This is a genomic window from Sorangium sp. So ce1014 (assembly GCF_051521505.1).
In the GTDB taxonomy this organism is placed as follows: domain Bacteria; phylum Myxococcota_A; class Polyangia; order Polyangiales; family Polyangiaceae; genus Sorangium.
On record NZ_CP150356.1, the window covers coordinates 3,493,019 to 3,509,888 of the forward strand.

A 16,870-nucleotide genomic window follows, 5' to 3' on the forward strand; every position below is an offset into this window, starting at 1 on the left:
GAAACGTGGCTCTGCTCGGATCACCGCGGGGCCTCTCGGGCATATAAGACGCCCGCGAGCGGGCGCCTGCTTCGGGCACCGCCACGGGCCGCACCCCTACGATTGAGGATTTCAGCGATGAACAGGGCACGAGGTTCGACGACCGGCGTATTGCTCGCGTTTTTCTTCGTGGCGTGTGGTTCCTCGAACAGCACGACAAAACCTGAGGGCTCGGGCGGCTCGGGGGCGGGGGCGGGGGCGGGCGGCTCGGGGGCGGGGGCGGAGGCGGGCGGTTCGACCGGCTCGGGCGGCTCGACGGGCTCGGACGGAACAGGGGCGGGCGGTTTGACCGGTCCGACCGGTTCGGGCGGTGCCGGCGGCGATCCGACCGGAGACGGCGGCGCTGGCGGCTCGTCGACCGGAGGCGGGCCCCCCGTGATCGAGCCCGTGCTGGTCACTTCGGGGCCGAACGACTACTGGAAGACAGGGGCGCCGACGGAGGTGACGAGCGGCAATGCCGACGTGACCGTCAACGACGCGACGACGTACCAGCCATGGGACGGCTTCGGCGGCACCTTCAACGAGGCGGGATGGCACGTGCTCTCGATGCTCGGCGATGCCGAGAGGAGGCGAGCCATCAAGCTGCTCTTCGACACGCAGGAGGGCGCGGCGTTCGCCTACGGGCGCATCCCGATCGGGGCCAGCGACTATGCGATGGATCGCTATACCCTCAACGAGACGCCGAACGATACAACGATGGCGAGCTTCTCCGTCGCTCGGGACAGGGAGAGGTTGATTCCGTACATCAAGGCGGCGCTCGCCGTGAGGCCCGACCTCCACCTCTGGGCCAGCCCCTGGACGCCCCCCACCTGGATGAAGAGCAACGGCGCGATGGATGGCGGCCGCATGAAGGACGACGCGAGCGTCCTGGCGGCGTATGCCCTGTATTTCGCGAAGTTCGTGGAGGCGTACGCCGACGAGGGCATCACCATCGAGGCGGTTCACCCTCAGAACGAGCCGAACTACGAGACGAGGTACCCGAGCTGCCTGTGGACGGGGCCGCTCATGGCCAAGTTCATCGGCTCCTACCTCGGGCCGACGTTCGACGAACGAGGGCTCACGACCCAGATCTATCTCGGCACGATGTCCAACGCCGACAGCGGGAAAGACGGGACGATCCTCAGCGCCGTGACCGGCGACTCCACCGCGATGAAGTACGTCAAGGGCTTCGGGCTCCAGTGGAACATGCTGAGCAGCGTCTCCGGTTTGCGGTCGCGCGACTTGCCGATCGTGCAGACGGAGCACAAGTGCGGCAACTACCCCTGGAACCCTGCGGGCATGCCGCGGTTCAACGAGGATATGCCGCCGAACGATCACGCCTACGCCGAGGAGAGCTGGAAGCTCATCCGCGACTGGATCCAGGCCGGGGTGACCTCGTACAGCGCCTGGAACATGGTGCTGGACACGGCGGGGAAGAACCTGGACTCGCAGCGGCCGTGGCCCCAGAACGCGCTTCTCATCGTGAACACGGCGACGAGCACGCTGAACGTGACCCCCGCCTACCACGTCTTTCGCCACGTCTCCGGATACGTCGATCCCGGCGCGGTGCGCGTCGGCACGACCGGCGGCGATGCGCTGGCCTTCAAGAACCCTGACGGCACCCTCGTCACGATTCTTTACAACTCCGGCAATGCAGAGAAGACGACAGTCCTCGGCGTGGCGAGCAAGAAGCTCCAGTTCAGCATTCCTGCCCACGGATGGGCCACCGTCAACTGGAAGTGAGGCAAGCTCTGGCCATGGCAGCGGATCCTGCCTAGTGTCCGCCGCCGATGGCTTCTTCCACCCCGCTCGGCCTCGCCGAGTCCCGCGACCAGCGCATCGCCCAGGTCCTGCTGTTCGTCACCCCGGCGCTGTTCACGGCCAACATGGTGCTGGCGCGCGCCACGGCGGATTTCATTCCGCCGGTGGCGCTGGCGGAGCTGCGCTGGCTGGGCGTCGTGCTTGTGCTGCTGCCCTTCTGCGGCCGCGAGCTGTGGCGCGGCCGCGCTTCGCTGCGGCGCGACTGGGCCCGGTATGCCCTGCTCGGCCTGCTCGGCATGGGCATCTGCGGCGCCGGCGTCTACCACGGCGCCGCCAGCACCACGGCCACGAATATCGGCCTGATTTACGCCGCGTCGCCGGTGATCATCCTCCTGCTGTCGCGGGCCATGTTCGGCGAGCGCCTCAGCCGGCGCCAGGGCCTGGGCGCCGGGCTGGCGCTGACCGGTGTGCTGGTCATCGTGCTGCGCGGCGACCCGGCGGCGCTGCTGGCGCTCAGCTTCAGCACCGGCGACCTCGTCATCCTCGTCGCCGCGATCTCCTGGGCGCTGTACACCGTGCTGCTGAAGCGCTGGCCCGCTCCGCTGGGGGTCAGCGCGCGGCTCACCGCGATCGCGCTGGCCGGGGTGATCGTGCTGCTGCCGCTGCTCGGCTGGGAGCTGGCCACCCGCGGTCCGCCGACCTTCGACCTGCGCACCGTCGCCGCCGTGCTGACCCTGGTCCTTGTGCCGGGCGTCGCCGCCTACGCCACCTACGGCTACATCACCCAGCATCTCGGCCCGAGCCGCACCGGCCTGCTGCTCTACCTGTCGCCGGTCTATACCGCCGTGATGGCCTGGCTGCTGCTCGGCGAGGCGTTTGCCGTCCACCACTGGCTCGGCGCGGCGCTTGTGCTGCCGGGCCTCTCCTTCGCCACCCACAAGCCGGCGACGACCTGAATGCCTGTGCCTCGCGGAGGGGCGAGCTGGCTAGCCCAGCGTCCGCAAAGCTCGCCCCTCGGTCCTTCAGGGCGTCACCGCAGGCCGCTCTTCACCGCCGAGACGAGCTCGCCGTTCGTCGTGTCGCCGCTCAGCTCCCAGAACATCGCGCCGCCCAGCCCCTTGTCCTTGATGTAACGCATCTTGACCCCGAGCGACGCCGGGGTGTCGTAGCTCCAGAACTCGGTGCCATTGAAGGTGTAGAACGCCTTCGTGTCCGGGTGGGTGTAGCCGGGGTGCCCCTTGGCCTTCAGGATCTTGTAGTCCTCGATGCCCGCCTCGTACGTGCCCGGGGCGGCGCCGGCGGCCGACTGCCACACTCCCTGGCCCGCGCTCGTGACCCCGGTCCAGCCGCGGCCGTAGAAGGGCACCCCGACGACAAGCTTGCTCGCCGGCGTCCCGCCGTTCAGCCAGGCCGAGACCGCCTCGTCGGTGCTGTACTTCAGGGCCTTCGCGGGGTTCGAGCCGGAGTTGTAGAGCGGCGAGTGGAAGTTCGTCGTGCGCTCCCACGCCCCGTGCATGTCGTACGTCATCAGGTTGATGAAATCGAGGTGCCGGTGGATCGCGCCGACCTGGATCTTCTCGATCTTGTCGAGTCCGGCGGGCGCCGCGATGGTGAGCTGCAGCCCGGGGCGCACCGCGTTGAGCTGGCTGCGGAACTCGGCGAGCAACGCCGTGAAGTTCTGGGTGTCCTCGGGGCGCTGGTTGCAGGTGCTGCCGCAGGCGGCCGGGTACTCCCAGTCGACGTCGATGCCGTCGAACACGCCGGCCCAGCGGGGATCCTTGATGAAGAGATCGACACACGAAGAGACGAACGAGGCGCGGTTCGCGGGCAGCGCGGCGTCGGAGAAGCCGGCGGACCAGGTCCAGCCGCCGAGCGAGATCATCACCTTGAGGTGCGGGTGCTTGCGCTTCAGCTTGCGGAGCTGGTTGAAGCTGCCGCGGAGCGCGCCGGTGTCCCAGGTGTCGGCGACGCCGTCGACGCTGTCGGCGGCGCTGTAGGCCTTGTCGTAATCGGCATAGGTGTCGCCGAGCGCACACCGGTTGCCCACCACGTTGCCGAAGGCGTAGTTGATGTGCGTGAGCTTGGCGGCCGAACCGCTCGTGTCGATGTTCTTGACGTGGTAGTTGCGGCCGTAGATGCCCCACTCCGCGAAGTAGCCAATCACCTTCTTGTCGCCGCCAGCGCCGCCGCTGCCTCCCTCGCCGCCCGAGCCGCCTGAGCCGCCTGAGCCGCCCGAGCCGCCGCTGCCGCCTGCGCCGCCGGCTCCGCCGCTGCCGCCCGAGCCGCCGCTGCCGCCCGCGCCGCTCGTGCTGGAGCTGGTGGTGCTGCTGCTCGTGCTGGTGGTGGTGCCGCTGCCGCTGACCACCCGCCACAGCGCCGGGACGATCGGCGGCTCCCAGCCCGGAAGGGACGTGTGCCCCTGAATGCAACTGTACGTGACGCCGCCGTAGGTCACCTCGGAGTTCACGGCATACGCGGTGTACGGCGCCCAGGCAGCGGCGAGGGCGGCTTGCTCCGTCTCCTCGATCTCTGCTCCATCCGGGCCGATGCGCCCCACGTCGTCGCCATCGAGGCCGCCGCACGCGGCCAGAGCCATCACAGCAAAGAGCGGCAGGGTCGTGAGAGGATAAAGCTTCATGGCAGATCTCCTTGAGTGTGTCGGTTTCGGTCGTTGCAAACCTCATCAGCAATCGGCGTACCGCTCGCGGCGATGACCTCGATGATCGATGTCAATGAGCCGCCTCAGCGCGTTTTGCGCTCCCAGAGGAGGACACTCGCCGCGATCGCGCCCGGCGATCCCGGCGCGCACGGGGGGCGATCCGGGAGATCGCCGGGCGATCCCCCCGATCGCGGGAGAGCGCCCGGATCGCCCCCGGGGCCGCCCGGCGATCCCCGGGAGATCTCCCGGAGATCGCCTGGCGCAGCGCTCTTCTTCGCTTCCTCCCTCCCGCAGCAGGCGGCCCCGGAGCAGGGCACGACGCTTGCTCTTGTCGGGATCCGTGGATGGAACCATCGAGCCCCTCGGCCAGGAACCTGTCGAGCCACATCCGGATAGGATCGCGGTCGAAATGCACACCAGCGAACCGCTGACGCTCCTCGCCCCGCTGTCCGGTCCCATCGTGCCGATCGAGTCGGTCCCCGATGCGGTCTTCGCCGACAAGATCGTCGGCGACGGCATCTCGATCGATCCGACCTCCCAGACGTTGCTCGCCCCGTGCGACGCGACGGTGACCCAGCTCCACGCGGCGCGGCACGCCATCACCCTGAGCGCCGCGGGCGGGGTCGAGATCATGATCCACGTCGGCATCGACACCGTCGGCCTGAAGGGCGAGGGCTTCAGGGCACGGGTGAGCCAGGGAGACAGGGTCTCCGCCGGCCAGGCGCTCATCGAGTTCGACGCCGATCACCTCCTCCGCAACGCGCCCAGCCTGCTCACGCAGATCATCGTCCTGAGCGGCGAGACGAGCGCCATCGTCGAGCGCGCGAGCGGCGTGGCCAAAGCCGGCGCGAGCCGCCTCATGACGGTGAGCCCCAGGCGGCGGGCCGGCGGGGAAGCGCTACGGGCGTCGAGCGCGGGAGAGACGAGCGCGTCCAGGCCGCCGCCGCGGGCCACGGTCGGGATCACGTCCGCCCTCGTCGTGGTGCCCAACCCGCACGGGCTGCACGTGCGGCCGGCCGCGGTGCTCGCCACCGAGGCCAAGTCGTTCGCCGCCGACATCAGCGTGGAGCTCGCCGGCCGCAACGCCAACGCGAAGAGCGTCGGCGCGCTGATGAAGCTCGGCGCGGGCCCGGGCGCCGAGCTGCGCATCGTCGCGAGCGGCAGCGAGGCGGCGCGGGCGGTGGCCCGCCTCGTCGAGCTCGTCCGGAGCGGGCTGGGCGAGGATCTCTCCGCCGCGCGTCCTCCATCGCCCCCGGCCGATCCCGGGCGCGCCGCCCCCGCCGCGCCGCGCCCGAGCGACGACGCGCGGCACCTCCACGGCGTGAGCGCCTCGCCGGGGCTCGCCATCGGCCCGATCTGCACGATCGACCCGCTCGCCGCCCCGGTCGACGAGGGCGCGACCGACACGGAGGCGGAGCTCGCGCGCCTGCAAAAGGCGCTGCTGCACACCCGGCTGGAGCTGAAGCAGCTCGTCGCCGCGTCGGGCAAGCGCGTCGAGCAGGCCCAGATCTTCAGCGCGCACCTCGCGATGCTCGACGATCCGGAGATGATCACCCGCACCGAGGTCGCCATCGTGGAGGGCAAGTCGGCCGCGTTCGCGTGGCGCGAGGCGGTGATGTCGTCGTACCGGGAGCTCGCCCGCCTCTCGAACCCGCTGCTCGCCGCGCGCGCCAACGATCTGCGCGACGTGGGCGGCCGCGCGCTGCGGCACCTCGCCGGCGTCGACGAGGCCCAGGCCGTGCCGGCCGGCAGCATCGTCGTCGCGGAGAGCCTGACGCCCTCCGAGGTCGTGCGGCTCGCCGACCAGCGGATCGCCGGCCTGGCCAGCGTGCTCGGCGGCACCACCTCGCACGCCGCGATCCTGGCGCGCTCGCTCGGCGTGCCGTACCTCGTCGGCGCCTCGCCGTCGCTGCTCGCCGTCGAGGCGGGGGCGGCGGCCGTGCTCGACACCGACGAGGCGGTGCTGCTGCTCCACCCGAGCGCGGCCGAGCTCGACGCCTACCGCGGCCGGCTCGGCGCGCGCCAGGCGCTGCGCGAGCGGCAGGAGGCGGCCGCGGGGGAGCGCGCGGTGACCCGCGACGGGGTCCACGTCGCGGTGCTGGCCAACATCGCGAGCGCCGACGACGCCCGCAAGGCCGTCCGGCTCGGGGCCGAGGGCGTGGGCCTCCTGCGCACCGAGCTGATGTTCTTCGATCGCGACAGCGCGCCGACCGAGGCCGATCAGACCGCCGCGTACCAGGAGATCGCCGACGCGCTGGGCGAGCGGCCCCTCGTCATCCGCACGCTCGACGTCGGCGGCGACAAACCGCTCTCGTACATGCCCTTGCCCGCGGAGGACAACCCCCTCCTCGGCATCCGCGGCCTGCGCATCGGCGCGCTCCACCCGACGATCCTGCGGAGCCAGCTCCGCGCCATCCTGGCGGTCCGGGCCCCGGCCGGGCACCGCGTCCTCTTGCCCATGGTCGCGAGCCTCGAGGAGCTCAACGAGGCGAGGCAGGTGCTCGAGGAGGAGCGCCGGCGCGCCGGATCGCCCCCGGTGGAGCTCGGGGTGATGGTCGAGGTGCCGTCGGTCGCGGTCCAGGCCGACCGGTTCGCGGCGGAGGTCGATTTCTTCTCGATCGGCACGAACGATCTCACCCAGTACACGCTGGCCATGGACCGCACGCACCCGCGGCTCGCCGGCCGGCAGGACGCGCTGCACCCGGCGGTGCTCCGGCTCATCGACGCGACCGTGCAGGCCGCGAAGAAGCGCGAGCGCCACGTGGCGATCTGCGGCGCGGTGGCGAGCGATCCCGAGGCCGTGGCCGTGCTGATCGGCCTCGGCGTGACCGAGCTGAGCGTCAGCGTCCAGGCGATCCCGGAGGTGAAGGCGAGGATCCGCGAGCTCGACGCCGCGAGGTGCCGCGAGATCGCCAGGGCCGCGCTCGATCTGGGGACCGCGGCCGAGGTGCGGGCGCTGCTCTCGCCCGGCGCGCGATCCGGATGATCTCACCCGCGCGGCACGCAGGCCGGGGGCCGCCGCCAGCGCGACGCGAAAACCGCCCCGCTTCACGGAGAAGGAGCTTCGGATGAGAGGATTCAACGAGCTGCAGCGCGTCGGCAAGGCGCTGATGTTGCCCATCGCGGTGCTGCCGGTCGCGGGCTTGCTGCTCCGGCTGGGGCAGCCCGACGTGCTGGACATCGCGTTCGTCGCCCAGGCCGGCGGCGCCATCTTCGACAACCTGGCGCTGATCTTCGCCGTGGGCATCGCGGTCGGCCTCGCGCGCGACATGAACGGCGTGGCCGGGCTCTCCGGGATGATCGCCTACCTGGTGATCACGAACGGGGTGAAGAGCATCGACGAGAAGGTCAAGATGGGCGTCCTCGCCGGCATACTCGCCGGCGTCCTCGCGGGGGCGATGTACAACCGCTTCCGCGACACGAAGCTGCCCTCCTTCCTGGGCTTCTTCGGCGGCAGCCGCTTCGTGCCCATCGTCACCGGCGGCGCGAGCCTCGCCCTCGCGCTCGTCCTCGGCTTCGTCTGGCCGCCCATCCAGGCCGGCATCGACGCGCTGGGCGGCTGGGTCGTGGCCTCGGGGCCGATCGGCGCCTTCAGCTTCGGCGTCCTGAACCGGCTGCTCATCCCGACCGGGCTGCACCACATCCTCAACAACCTCGCGTGGTTCGTCGTCGGCTCGTTCCCGGGCGCCAAGGGGGCGGCGACCGGCGATCTGAACCGCTACTTCGCCGGCGATCCCTCGGCGGGCGTGTTCATGGCCGGCTTCTACCCGGTGATGATGTTCGGCCTGCCGGCGGCGTGCCTGGCGATCTACCGCACCGCCCGCCCCGAGAACCGCAAGGCCACCTTCGGCGTGATGTTCTCGGCCGCGCTGACCGCCTTCTTGACCGGCATCACCGAGCCCATCGAGTTCGCGTTCATGTTCCTCGCGCCGGCGCTGTACGCGGTCCACGCCGTGCTGACGGGCCTCTCGCTGGCGCTGCTCGACGTGCTCGGCGTGCGGCACGGCTTCAGCTTCTCCGCCGGGTTCATCGACTACGCGCTGAACTACGGCCTCTCGACCAAGGGCTGGATGATCGTGCCTGTCGGCCTCGCCTACGCGGTCGTCTATTATGGTCTCTTCGTCGTCTTCATCGAGCGGTTCAACCTGGCCACGCCGGGCCGCGAGGCCGCGGCGGAGCCCTCCGCGGTCCCGTCCGAGGGCGCGCCGGGGGAGGGGGCCGAGGCCGGCGGGCTCGCCGGGCAGCTCCTGCGGGCGCTGGGCGGCCACGGCAACCTCCGCGAGATCGACGCCTGCATCACCCGCCTGCGGCTTGTCATGGTCGACCGCGATCGCGTGAAGGACGCGGATCTGAAGGCGCTCGGCGCCAAGGGCGTCGTGCGCCCGGGGACCGACAGCCTGCAGGTGATCCTCGGCCCCATGGCCGAGTCGATCGCCCGGGAGATGCGGGAGCTCAGGGACGGCGCGCCCGCGGCGCAGCCGGCAATGCAGCCCGGCGCGCCCGCGGCGCAGCCGGCAATGCAGATCGAGCGCTGGCTCGCCGCGCTCGGCGGCGCCGCCAACATCCGGTCCGTGGAGGGGTTCTCGAGCGGGCGCGTGCGCGTCGAGCTCGCCGACGTGGACCGGGTCGACGACGCGGCGCTGGAGGCCGCGGACGTGATGGGGGTGATGCGCATCCCGGACCGGGTTGTCCACTTGCTTGTCGGCCCGGAAGCGCCGCACTACGCCGCCGCGCTCGCGCGGAAGCTCGAGGGGTGACGGGCGTGGAGCTGGAAGGCAACCTCCTCACGCCGGACGGCTGGCTCCGCGGGCGCGTTTGCTTCGACGCGCGGGTCCAGGAGATCGAGGGCGCGCCGGCCCCCGAGCCCGCCCGGGGGCCGCGGATCCTGCCCGGCTTCATCGATCTGCACGTGCACGGCGGCGGCGGCCGGGACGTCATGGAGGGCGGGGACGCGGCCCGGGTGATGGCCCGCGCGCACGCCACGACCGGGACCACCAGCCTGCTCGCCACAACGATGACGGCGCCCCTTCCGGAGATCGTCTCCGCCCTGCGCGCGATCCGGGCCGCCATGAACGCCCGCCGCCGCGGCGAGGCGCGCGTCCTCGGCGTCCACCTCGAGGGCCCGTTCCTCAACCCGGGTCGGCTGGGCGCGCAGCCTCCGAGCGTGGTGGGCGGTGATCTCGGCGTCGCGCTCGCGCTCCACGCCGTGGCGCCGATCCGCGTGCTCACGCTCGCGCCGGAGCTCGCGGGCCACCTGGCGCTCATCCGCGACCTGTCCGCCCTCGGGGTGCGGGTCCAGATCGGGCACACGCTGTCCAGCTACGACGAGGTCGTGGCGGCCCTCGAGGCGGGGGCGAGCGGCTTCACCCACCTCTTCAACGCGATGAACGGGCTGCACCACCGCGAGCCCGGCGCGGTCGGGGCGGCCCTGGCCCACGGCGACTTCGCCGAGCTGATCCCGGATCTCGTCCACGTGCATCCGGGCGCCATCCGGGCCGCCCTGCGCTGCATCCCCCGGCTCTACGCCGTGACCGACGGCACCGCGGCCTCGGGGATGCCGGACGGGCCGTACCGGCTCGGCGCGCACGCCGTCACGAAGTGCCAGAACAGCGTGCGGCTCCCCGACGGGACCCTGGCAGGGAGCTGCCTGACCATGCACCAGGCCTTCAAGAACCTTGTCGGCCTCGGGCTCTCCGTGCCGGAGGCGTCGCGCCGGTGCAGCCAGTTTCCGGCCGAGCACCTCGGCCTCGAGGATCGAGGGCGCGTCGCGCCGGGCTGCTTCGCCGATCTGCTGGTCCTGGACGAGGATCTCACCCTGCGGCAGGTCCTCGTGGAAGGGGAGCCCCTTGAGTAATCGAACGAGCTCGATCATGGCCGAGGAGGCCCGCTCCGCCGCGGAGATCGTGGCGCAGCAGCTCGCGCAGGACGAGCCTGCCTACCGCGACCTGGGCGCCCGCCTGCGGGCGGCGCCGCCGCCGTCCGTGGTCACGATCGCCCGCGGCAGCTCGGATCACGCCGCGGCCTACCTCGCTTACCTCGTGATGACGCAGGTCGGCTGTCCGGTCGCGAGCCTGCCTCCGTCGGTGGTGACCCTCTACCGCGCGCCGCTGCGGCTCCCGGGCAGCCTGGCGGTCGCTGTGTCGCAATCGGGGCAGAGCCCGGATGTCGTGACCACGCTCTCGGCGTGCGGCGCCGCGGGCGCGGTGACGGCGGCCCTCGTCAACCAGCTCGGCTCGCCGCTCGCCCAGGCGGCCGGGTCGACGATCCCCCTGCGCGCCGGCCTCGAGCGCAGCGTCGCCGCCACGAAGAGCTTCATCGCCAGCCTGAGCGCCATGGCCAGGGTGGTGGGGAGCTGGAGAGAGGACGCCGTCCTGCTCGACGCGCTGAAGGCGCTGCCGGACACCCTGTCTGCCGCGAGCGAGAGCGACGTGAGCCCGCTCGTGGGCGCGCTGGCCGGCGAGGAGCGCCTGCTCGTGCTCGGGCGGGGCCCGGGCTTCTCGATCGCGCTGGAGGCGGCCCTCAAGTTCAAGGAGACGTGCGGCGTCCACGCCGAGGCGTTCACGGTCGCCGAGGTGCAGCACGGGCCGATGGCCCTCATCGACGAGCGGTTCCCGCTCCTGATCTTCGCCCCGCGGGGCCCGGCGCAGGCCGGCCTCGCCAGCATGGCGGAGGCGTTCCGGGGGCAGGGCGCGAAGGTGATCCTCGTCGGTCCGGCCGGGCTGCCGGGGGTCGATCTCGTGGTGCCCGCGTCTCCCCACGAGCTGCTCGACCCGCTCTGTCAGATCCAGGCGTTCTATCTGGCCGCCGCTGCGTTGGCCGAGGCCAGAGGGCTGGATCCCGACGCGCCGAGGCGGCTCAAGAAGGTCACGAAAACACTGTAGGAGTCCGTCATGAGAAGGCCTGTTTTCCGATTTGGGCTGCTCACCGCCGCCCTGTTTGTGGCAGGGTGCGCCGGCGACGGGACGCCCTCGTCCGCCGGGAGCACCACGATGAGCACCAGCACGGGCAATGAGGGTGGCGGCGGCGGTGGCGGCGGCGGCGGTGGCGCCGGAGGGGACGGCGGCGCGGGCGGCTCGGCGAAGCAGCGCCCGTCGGGCGCCGATCTCGCCGTGAGCTGGGGAGTGCTGGACAACACAAAGAACCCCGCGGTGAGCTTCGGCTCGGAGCTGACGATCACCAACCATGGGACGGTCCCGCTCGGGAACGGCGGCTGGACGCTCTATTTCAACTTCGTCCGGGCGATCCTCCCCGAGAGCCTGCCGGCGGGGGTGAAGGTCACCCAGATCAACGGCGACTTCTTCAAGATGGAGCCGACCGAGGCGTTCCAGCCGGTGGAGCCGGGGCAGAGCGTCGTCATTCCCTTCGATGGATCGTACTGGGCCATCAAGGAGACGGACGCCCCCGCGGGCTATTACTTCGTATTCACGGACGCCGAGGGCGTGGCCTCTGCGCCGGAGGCGGTTGGCTCCGAGACCGTCCAGCCGTTCCTGGAGGAGAAGCAGACGGACCGTTTCCCGGGCGACATCACGCCCGTGCCGACGGCGGCGTCTCGCCATGACGAGAACCAGGCGGTCCGCCTGCTCCCGGCGGGCGACGTCGACAGGATCGTGCCCTCGCCGGTGCTCCTCGAGGCCGGCGCCGGAGAGTTTGTGTTGTCGTCTGCCGTGCCCGTCGTTCATGCCGCGGGGCTCCAGGGCGAAGCGGCCTTTCTGGCGGAGGCGCTCGGGGTCCTCCTCGGCGGCGCGCCGGAGGTCCGCGAGGGCGCGCCGCCCGCGGGCACGGCGGCGATCGTGTTGACGACGGGCGCGCTCGACGTCGGCGGCCAGCCGAAGCAGGCGGGCGACGAGGCCTATCGCCTCACGGTCACCGGGGAGGGCGTCGAGATCGTGGGCAGCGACGCGGCCGGTGTCTTCTATGGGATCCAGAGCCTGCGCGCCCTCGCGCCCGTCGAGGCCTACCGGGCCGCCCAGCCGGAGCTCGCGATCGGCGCGGTGACGGTGGAGGACGCCCCGCGCTTCGCGTACCGCGGCATGCACCTCGACGTCGCGCGCAACTTCCAGCGCAAGGAGGCCGTGCTGAAGCTGCTCGACGTCATGGCCTTCTACAAGCTGAACAAGCTTCATTTCCACCTGACCGACGACGAGGGGTTCCGCCTCGAGGTGCGCGGCTTGCCCGAGCTCACCGAGGTCGGCGCCCGGCGCGGCCATACCCTGGACGATCGCGACAAGCTCGTCCCCTCGTTCGGCTCCGGTCCGGACCCGGATTCTCCTGCGTCGAGCGGCAGCGGCCATTACACCCGCGCCGAGTTCGTGGAGATCCTGCGTCATGCCAGGGCGCGCCACATCGAGGTGATCCCGGCGATCGACATGCCGGGCCACGCCCGCGCGGCGGTCAAGGCGATGGAGTCGCGTCATGCGAGGCTCGCGGCCGCCGGCGACCTCGCGAAGGCCGAGGAGTTCCTGCTCGGCGATCTGGAGGACGCGTCCCGGTACATGTCCGTGCAGATGTGGCACGATAACGTGATGAATCCCTGCCGGGAGTCGACCTACAGGTTCCTGAAGGTCGTCGTGGACGACATCGTCGCCATGTACGCCGAGGCCGGCGCGCCGCTCACCACCTTCCACACGGGCGGCGACGAGGTGCCGGAGGGGGTCTGGGAGCAGTCCCCCTCGTGCCGCGCGCTCCTCGCCGAGGCGCAGGAGGAGGGCGTCGACTCCGTGGACGATCTGGCGAGCCATTTCCTCCGCAAGGTCAGCGCGATCCTCGCGTCCCACGACCTCGTGACCGGCGGCTGGGAGGAGATCGCCTTGAGCAAGGTGCAGGTGGAGGGCGGCGTCGACAAGGAGGCCAACCCCGAGTTCCTGAGCAGCCGTTTCAGGCCGTACGTGTGGAACAACGTCTGGGGCTGGGGGGACGAGGACAACGGCTACAAGCTCGCCAACGCGGGTTATCCGGTGGTCCTCTCCAACGCCACGAACCTGTATTTCGACCTCGCCTACGACAAGGATCCTTCGGAGCCTGGGTATTACTGGGCCGGGTTCGTGGACACGCGGAAGCCCTACGAGTTCGTGCCGTTCGACGTCTACAGGAGCGCCCACGCGGATCGCATGGGCAATCCGATCGATCAGGCGGCGATGTTCCGGGACCACGTCAGGCTGACCGACGCCGGCCGGGCGAACATCCTCGGCATCCAGGGGCAGCTCTGGGGCGAGAACGCCAAGGGCCAGCGAGCGATGGAGTACCTGATCTTCCCGAAGCTGCTCGGCCTCGCGGAGCGGGCCTGGGCGCCGGACCCGGCGTGGGCGGCGGAGGACGACGGGGCGGCGCGCGCGAGCCTGCTCGCCGAGGCGTGGAATCGCTTCGCCAACAGCCTGGGGCAGCGCGAGCTGCCGCGGCTCGACCACCTGGGCGGCGGCGTGGACTACCGGCTCCCGCTGCCGGGCGCGCGCATCGAGGGCGGCCAGCTCGTGGCGAACGTCGCTTTCCCGGGCCTCCAGATCCGCTACACGACCGACGGCGCCGAGCCCGACGCCGCCTCGACCCTCTATCAGGGGCCGGTGGCGGTGAGCGGCGTCGTCAAGCTCAGGACGTTCGACACGCGCGGCCGCGGCAGCCGCACCTCGGTCCTCGATCCGGACGCGTCGGGTCGAGGGCGGGCGGTCAGGTGAGGTGAGGGGCGGCTCGACGACCGCAGCGCAGCGGGGTGCCGCGCTGGCGCTCCTCGCGCTGCTGCCCGGCTGTTACATCGATCTCAGCGGCCTGACCGGCGGGGCCGCGGGCGGCGCCGGCGGGGCCGCGGGCGGCGCCGGCGGGGCCGCGGGCGGCGCCGGCGGGGCCACGGGCGGCGCCGGCGGGGCCACGGGCGGCGCCGGCCCCGGCGAGCCGGGTCGCTGCGCGCCGGCGGACTGCGATGGCCCGTGCGTGGTCGCCGCGGCCGAGGAGGCCGGCGCTCCTGCCGCGATCGCCGCGGCCGGGCCGCACGTGGTGTGGACGAGCCGCGCGGGCGATCGCGTCCGCCGCCTCGATCCCGCGACGGGCGCGGTGGAGGACCTCGTGTCGTTCACGCCGTCGCCGGGCCTGCTCGCGGCCGCCGGCGGGCTCGTCGTCTGGGTCGCCGCCGACGGGCTCTGGCGGTGCCCGGCCGACGGTTGCGCGGCGGGGGCGACGTCGCTCCTCGCCTTCGCGCCGGGCGAGGCCGAGGCCGTGCGCGGCCTGGCGACGGACGGGCGGCACGTGTACTGGACGCGCGACGAGCCGAGCGGCACCGCCGGCGAGCTGCTGCGCTGCCCCGTCGCCGAGGGCTGCGGCGCGACCCCGGAGCTGCTCGCGCCGAGCCAGTCCCACCCGCGCCGCGTGGCGGTCGCCCCGGGCGACGCGGGCGACGTCGTGTGGGTCCAGCACGGCACGGGCGCCGCCTTCGGCCAGGTGCTCCGCCTCGACAAGGGCGCTCCGCCGGGCGCCCTCGCGGCGCAGATCGCGGTGCTCCTGGATTTCCCGGACCAGATCGCGCTCGGCGACACCGACGTGCTCTGGACCTGGGCCCACCCGGACGGGTCGGCGGCCGGCGTCTCCCGTTGCGACCTCGTGGAACCGTGCGCCGCGGAGCCGCTCGCGCCGCAGACCGAGCCGGCGCGGCCGCTGCGCGAGCCCGCGGCGCTCGTGATCGACGGCGCGGACGCGTACTGGGCGGACCGCGGCGCGGGCACGGTCCTGCGCTGCCCGGCCGCGGGCTGCCCCGGCTACCCCGAGGTGCTCGCCGAGGGCCTGACGCGCCCCGCGGCCGTGGCGGTGCAGGGCGCCTGTGTCTACGCGGTCGACGAGGCCGACGGCGGTCGTGTGGTGCGCGTGCCGCGGTAGCGCTGTGTCAGTCGTCCGAGCTCGTTGCGTGCCCTGATGGAGGTCGCGCCTCCTCCAGGTCGTTCAGGCGGTCTTCGCGGGGAGCCGCTCCTCCGGCTCGACGGCGGCGGCGGCGGCGATCGTCCGGCGCAGCAAGGGGCCGATGGTCAGGCCCTGCACCACGATGGAGACGACCACCACGACATAGGTGATGGTCAGCACCATCTCGCGCTCCGGCACGAGCGTGCCGTCCGCGAGCTTTCCGGGGATGGAGAGCGCGAGGGCCACCGAGACGCCGCCGCGCAGGCCGCCCCAGGTGAGGATGCGGATCGCCCCCGGGGTGAAGACCCTGCGCCTCTTCATGAGGCTCACCGGCAGCGCGACAGCGATGAACCGCGCGATCAACACGACGGGGAACGCGAGGAGCCCGGCGAGCAGCGACTGGGTGTCGAAGGCGACGATCAGGAGCTCGAGCCCGATCAAGACGAACAGCACCGCGTTCAGGATCTCGTCCATCAGCTCCCAGAAGTCGTCCAGGTGCTCGCGGGTCTTCTCGCTCATGGCGCCGGCGCGCGCCTCGTTCCCGATGAAGAGCCCGGCCACCACCATGGCGATGGGGCCGGAGACATGGAGCGCGTACGCCAGGGCGTAGCCGCCCGCCGCGGTCGCCAGCGAGATCAGGACCTCGACCTTGTAGTCGTCGACCTTCCGCAACATGGCGAGCGTCACGAAGCCGAGCGCGAGGCCGTACACCACGCCGCCGATCGCCTCTTGCAGGAACAGCAGCGAGAGCCTCTGCGGATCGATGCCCGACGTCCCCGACGCGATCTCCAGGAGCCCGATGAACGCCACCACCGCCACGCCGTCGTTGAAGAGCGACTCCCCGGCGATCTTCATCTCGAGCTCCTTCGGCGCCCCCACGTGCTTGAGGACCCCGACCACCGCGATGGGATCGGTGGGGGAGATCAGCGCGCCGAAGAGCAGGCAGTAGACCGGCCGGACTTCCACGCCCATCAGCGTCATGAGGGCGTAGGTCATGCCGCCCACGAGCACGGTGGACAGGAGCACGCCCCCCGTGGCCAGGATGCCGATGATGAGCCGCTGCTTCTTCAGATCCGCCAGGTTGACGTGCAGCGCGGCGGCAAACAGCAGGAAGCCGAGCATCCCCTGCATCAACGTCTTGTTGAAGTCGATGCCCGAGAGGTGCTCTCTCGCCTTGGCCTCCACCGCCGGAAACAGCTCTCCGACGGCCACCATGACGAGGGACGCCGTCATCGCGATCAGCATCAGCCCGATCGTGGTCGGCAATTTCAGGAACCGATGGTTCACGAAGCTGAAGACCGCGGCGAGCGAGAGGAGCGCCGCCGAGACTTGGAATAGATCCATGCTCCCAGATCTACAGATCGACGCGCGTCGGTTCGAACGAGACGCGGCGCTGTCCGGGTAAAAAGTTGGACGTCAAAGTACCCCTGAAGTGGAAGGAAATCCAAGTCGATTAAAAATGTCAAGCCTCGACTGCGGGACCTGCGCCAGGGCCTGAAATCTCGGGGGGATCGCGACAGAGGGCCCCGCCGACCGGATCGAAAGCCCCGCCGA

At 71.6% G+C, this 16,870-nt stretch carries 10 protein-coding genes; 8 read left to right on the forward strand and 2 right to left on the reverse strand.

Annotation, left to right across the window (positions count from 1 at the left end):
- Positions 1 to 117: 117 nt before the first annotated feature.
- Entirely contained in the window at positions 118 to 1,761 is a 1,644-nt protein-coding gene (locus WME75_RS13400; RefSeq protein WP_437490290.1) for a glycoside hydrolase family 30 protein, read from the forward strand.
- Between the two features lie 47 nt (positions 1,762 to 1,808).
- Complete coding sequence (locus WME75_RS13405) at positions 1,809 to 2,735, forward strand: DMT family transporter (RefSeq protein WP_437490292.1); 927 nt, start codon at positions 1,809 to 1,811, stop codon at positions 2,733 to 2,735.
- 74 nt (positions 2,736 to 2,809) lie between these two features.
- Here WME75_RS13405 and WME75_RS13410 read toward each other — a convergent pair whose 3' ends face one another.
- Complete coding sequence (locus WME75_RS13410; protein ID WP_437490294.1) at positions 2,810 to 4,417, reverse strand: glycosyl hydrolase family 18 protein; 1,608 nt, start codon at positions 4,415 to 4,417, stop codon at positions 2,810 to 2,812.
- 430 nt (positions 4,418 to 4,847) lie between these two features.
- On the opposite strand from WME75_RS13410, the gene ptsP reads away from it, so the two are divergent.
- From ptsP to WME75_RS13440, 6 genes are all read left to right on the forward strand, one after another.
- A complete protein-coding gene (gene ptsP / locus WME75_RS13415; protein ID WP_437490297.1) occupies positions 4,848 to 7,424 on the forward strand; it encodes a phosphoenolpyruvate--protein phosphotransferase in 2,577 nt (858 codons plus the stop codon).
- A gap of 82 nt (positions 7,425 to 7,506) precedes the next feature.
- Entirely contained in the window at positions 7,507 to 9,195 is a 1,689-nt protein-coding gene (nagE, locus tag WME75_RS13420; protein WP_437490299.1) for an N-acetylglucosamine-specific PTS transporter subunit IIBC, read from the forward strand.
- Complete coding sequence (gene nagA, locus WME75_RS13425; protein ID WP_437490302.1) at positions 9,192 to 10,292, forward strand: N-acetylglucosamine-6-phosphate deacetylase; 1,101 nt, start codon at positions 9,192 to 9,194, stop codon at positions 10,290 to 10,292. The genes nagE and nagA overlap by 4 nt, the downstream gene beginning before the upstream one ends.
- Before the next feature lie 16 nt (positions 10,293 to 10,308).
- The gene (locus WME75_RS13430; protein WP_437494810.1) at positions 10,309 to 11,319 is read left to right on the forward strand and encodes an SIS domain-containing protein; all 1,011 of its coding nucleotides are present in this window, start codon (positions 10,309 to 10,311) and stop codon (positions 11,317 to 11,319) included.
- A 9-nt stretch (positions 11,320 to 11,328) separates the two neighbouring features.
- A complete protein-coding gene (locus WME75_RS13435) occupies positions 11,329 to 14,106 on the forward strand; it encodes a family 20 glycosylhydrolase (RefSeq protein WP_437490304.1) in 2,778 nt (925 codons plus the stop codon).
- Position 14,107: 1 nt separating this feature from the next.
- On the forward strand, positions 14,108 to 15,295 hold the full coding sequence (locus tag WME75_RS13440) for a hypothetical protein (RefSeq protein ID WP_437490307.1): 1,188 nt from the start codon (positions 14,108 to 14,110) through the stop codon (positions 15,293 to 15,295).
- Between the two features lie 63 nt (positions 15,296 to 15,358).
- Here the strand turns inward: WME75_RS13440 and WME75_RS13445 are convergent, their stop codons facing one another.
- Positions 15,359 to 16,660 carry a cation:proton antiporter gene (locus tag WME75_RS13445; protein WP_437490309.1) on the reverse strand — a complete coding sequence of 434 codons (1,302 nt, stop codon included), beginning with the start codon at positions 16,658 to 16,660 and terminating at the stop codon, positions 15,359 to 15,361.
- Between the last annotated feature and the right edge of the window lie 210 nt (positions 16,661 to 16,870).

What these genes read in the sequence shown, in the direction of transcription:
- ptsP (WP_437490297.1), top strand. Translation starts at nt 4,848, where the DNA reads ATGCACACCAGCGAACCGCTGACGCTCCTCGCCCCGCTGTCCGGTCCC.
- WME75_RS13430 (WP_437494810.1), top strand. Translation starts at nt 10,309, where the DNA reads ATGGCCGAGGAGGCCCGCTCCGCCGCGGAGATCGTGGCGCAGCAGCTC.
- nagE (WP_437490299.1), top strand. Translation starts at nt 7,507, where the DNA reads ATGAGAGGATTCAACGAGCTGCAGCGCGTCGGCAAGGCGCTGATGTTG.
- WME75_RS13435 (WP_437490304.1), top strand. Translation starts at nt 11,329, where the DNA reads ATGAGAAGGCCTGTTTTCCGATTTGGGCTGCTCACCGCCGCCCTGTTT.
- WME75_RS13445 (WP_437490309.1), bottom strand. Translation starts at nt 16,660, where the DNA reads ATGGATCTATTCCAAGTCTCGGCGGCGCTCCTCTCGCTCGCCGCGGTC.
- WME75_RS13400 (WP_437490290.1), top strand. Translation starts at nt 118, where the DNA reads ATGAACAGGGCACGAGGTTCGACGACCGGCGTATTGCTCGCGTTTTTC.
- WME75_RS13405 (WP_437490292.1), top strand. Translation starts at nt 1,809, where the DNA reads ATGGCTTCTTCCACCCCGCTCGGCCTCGCCGAGTCCCGCGACCAGCGC.
- WME75_RS13410 (WP_437490294.1), bottom strand. Translation starts at nt 4,417, where the DNA reads ATGAAGCTTTATCCTCTCACGACCCTGCCGCTCTTTGCTGTGATGGCT.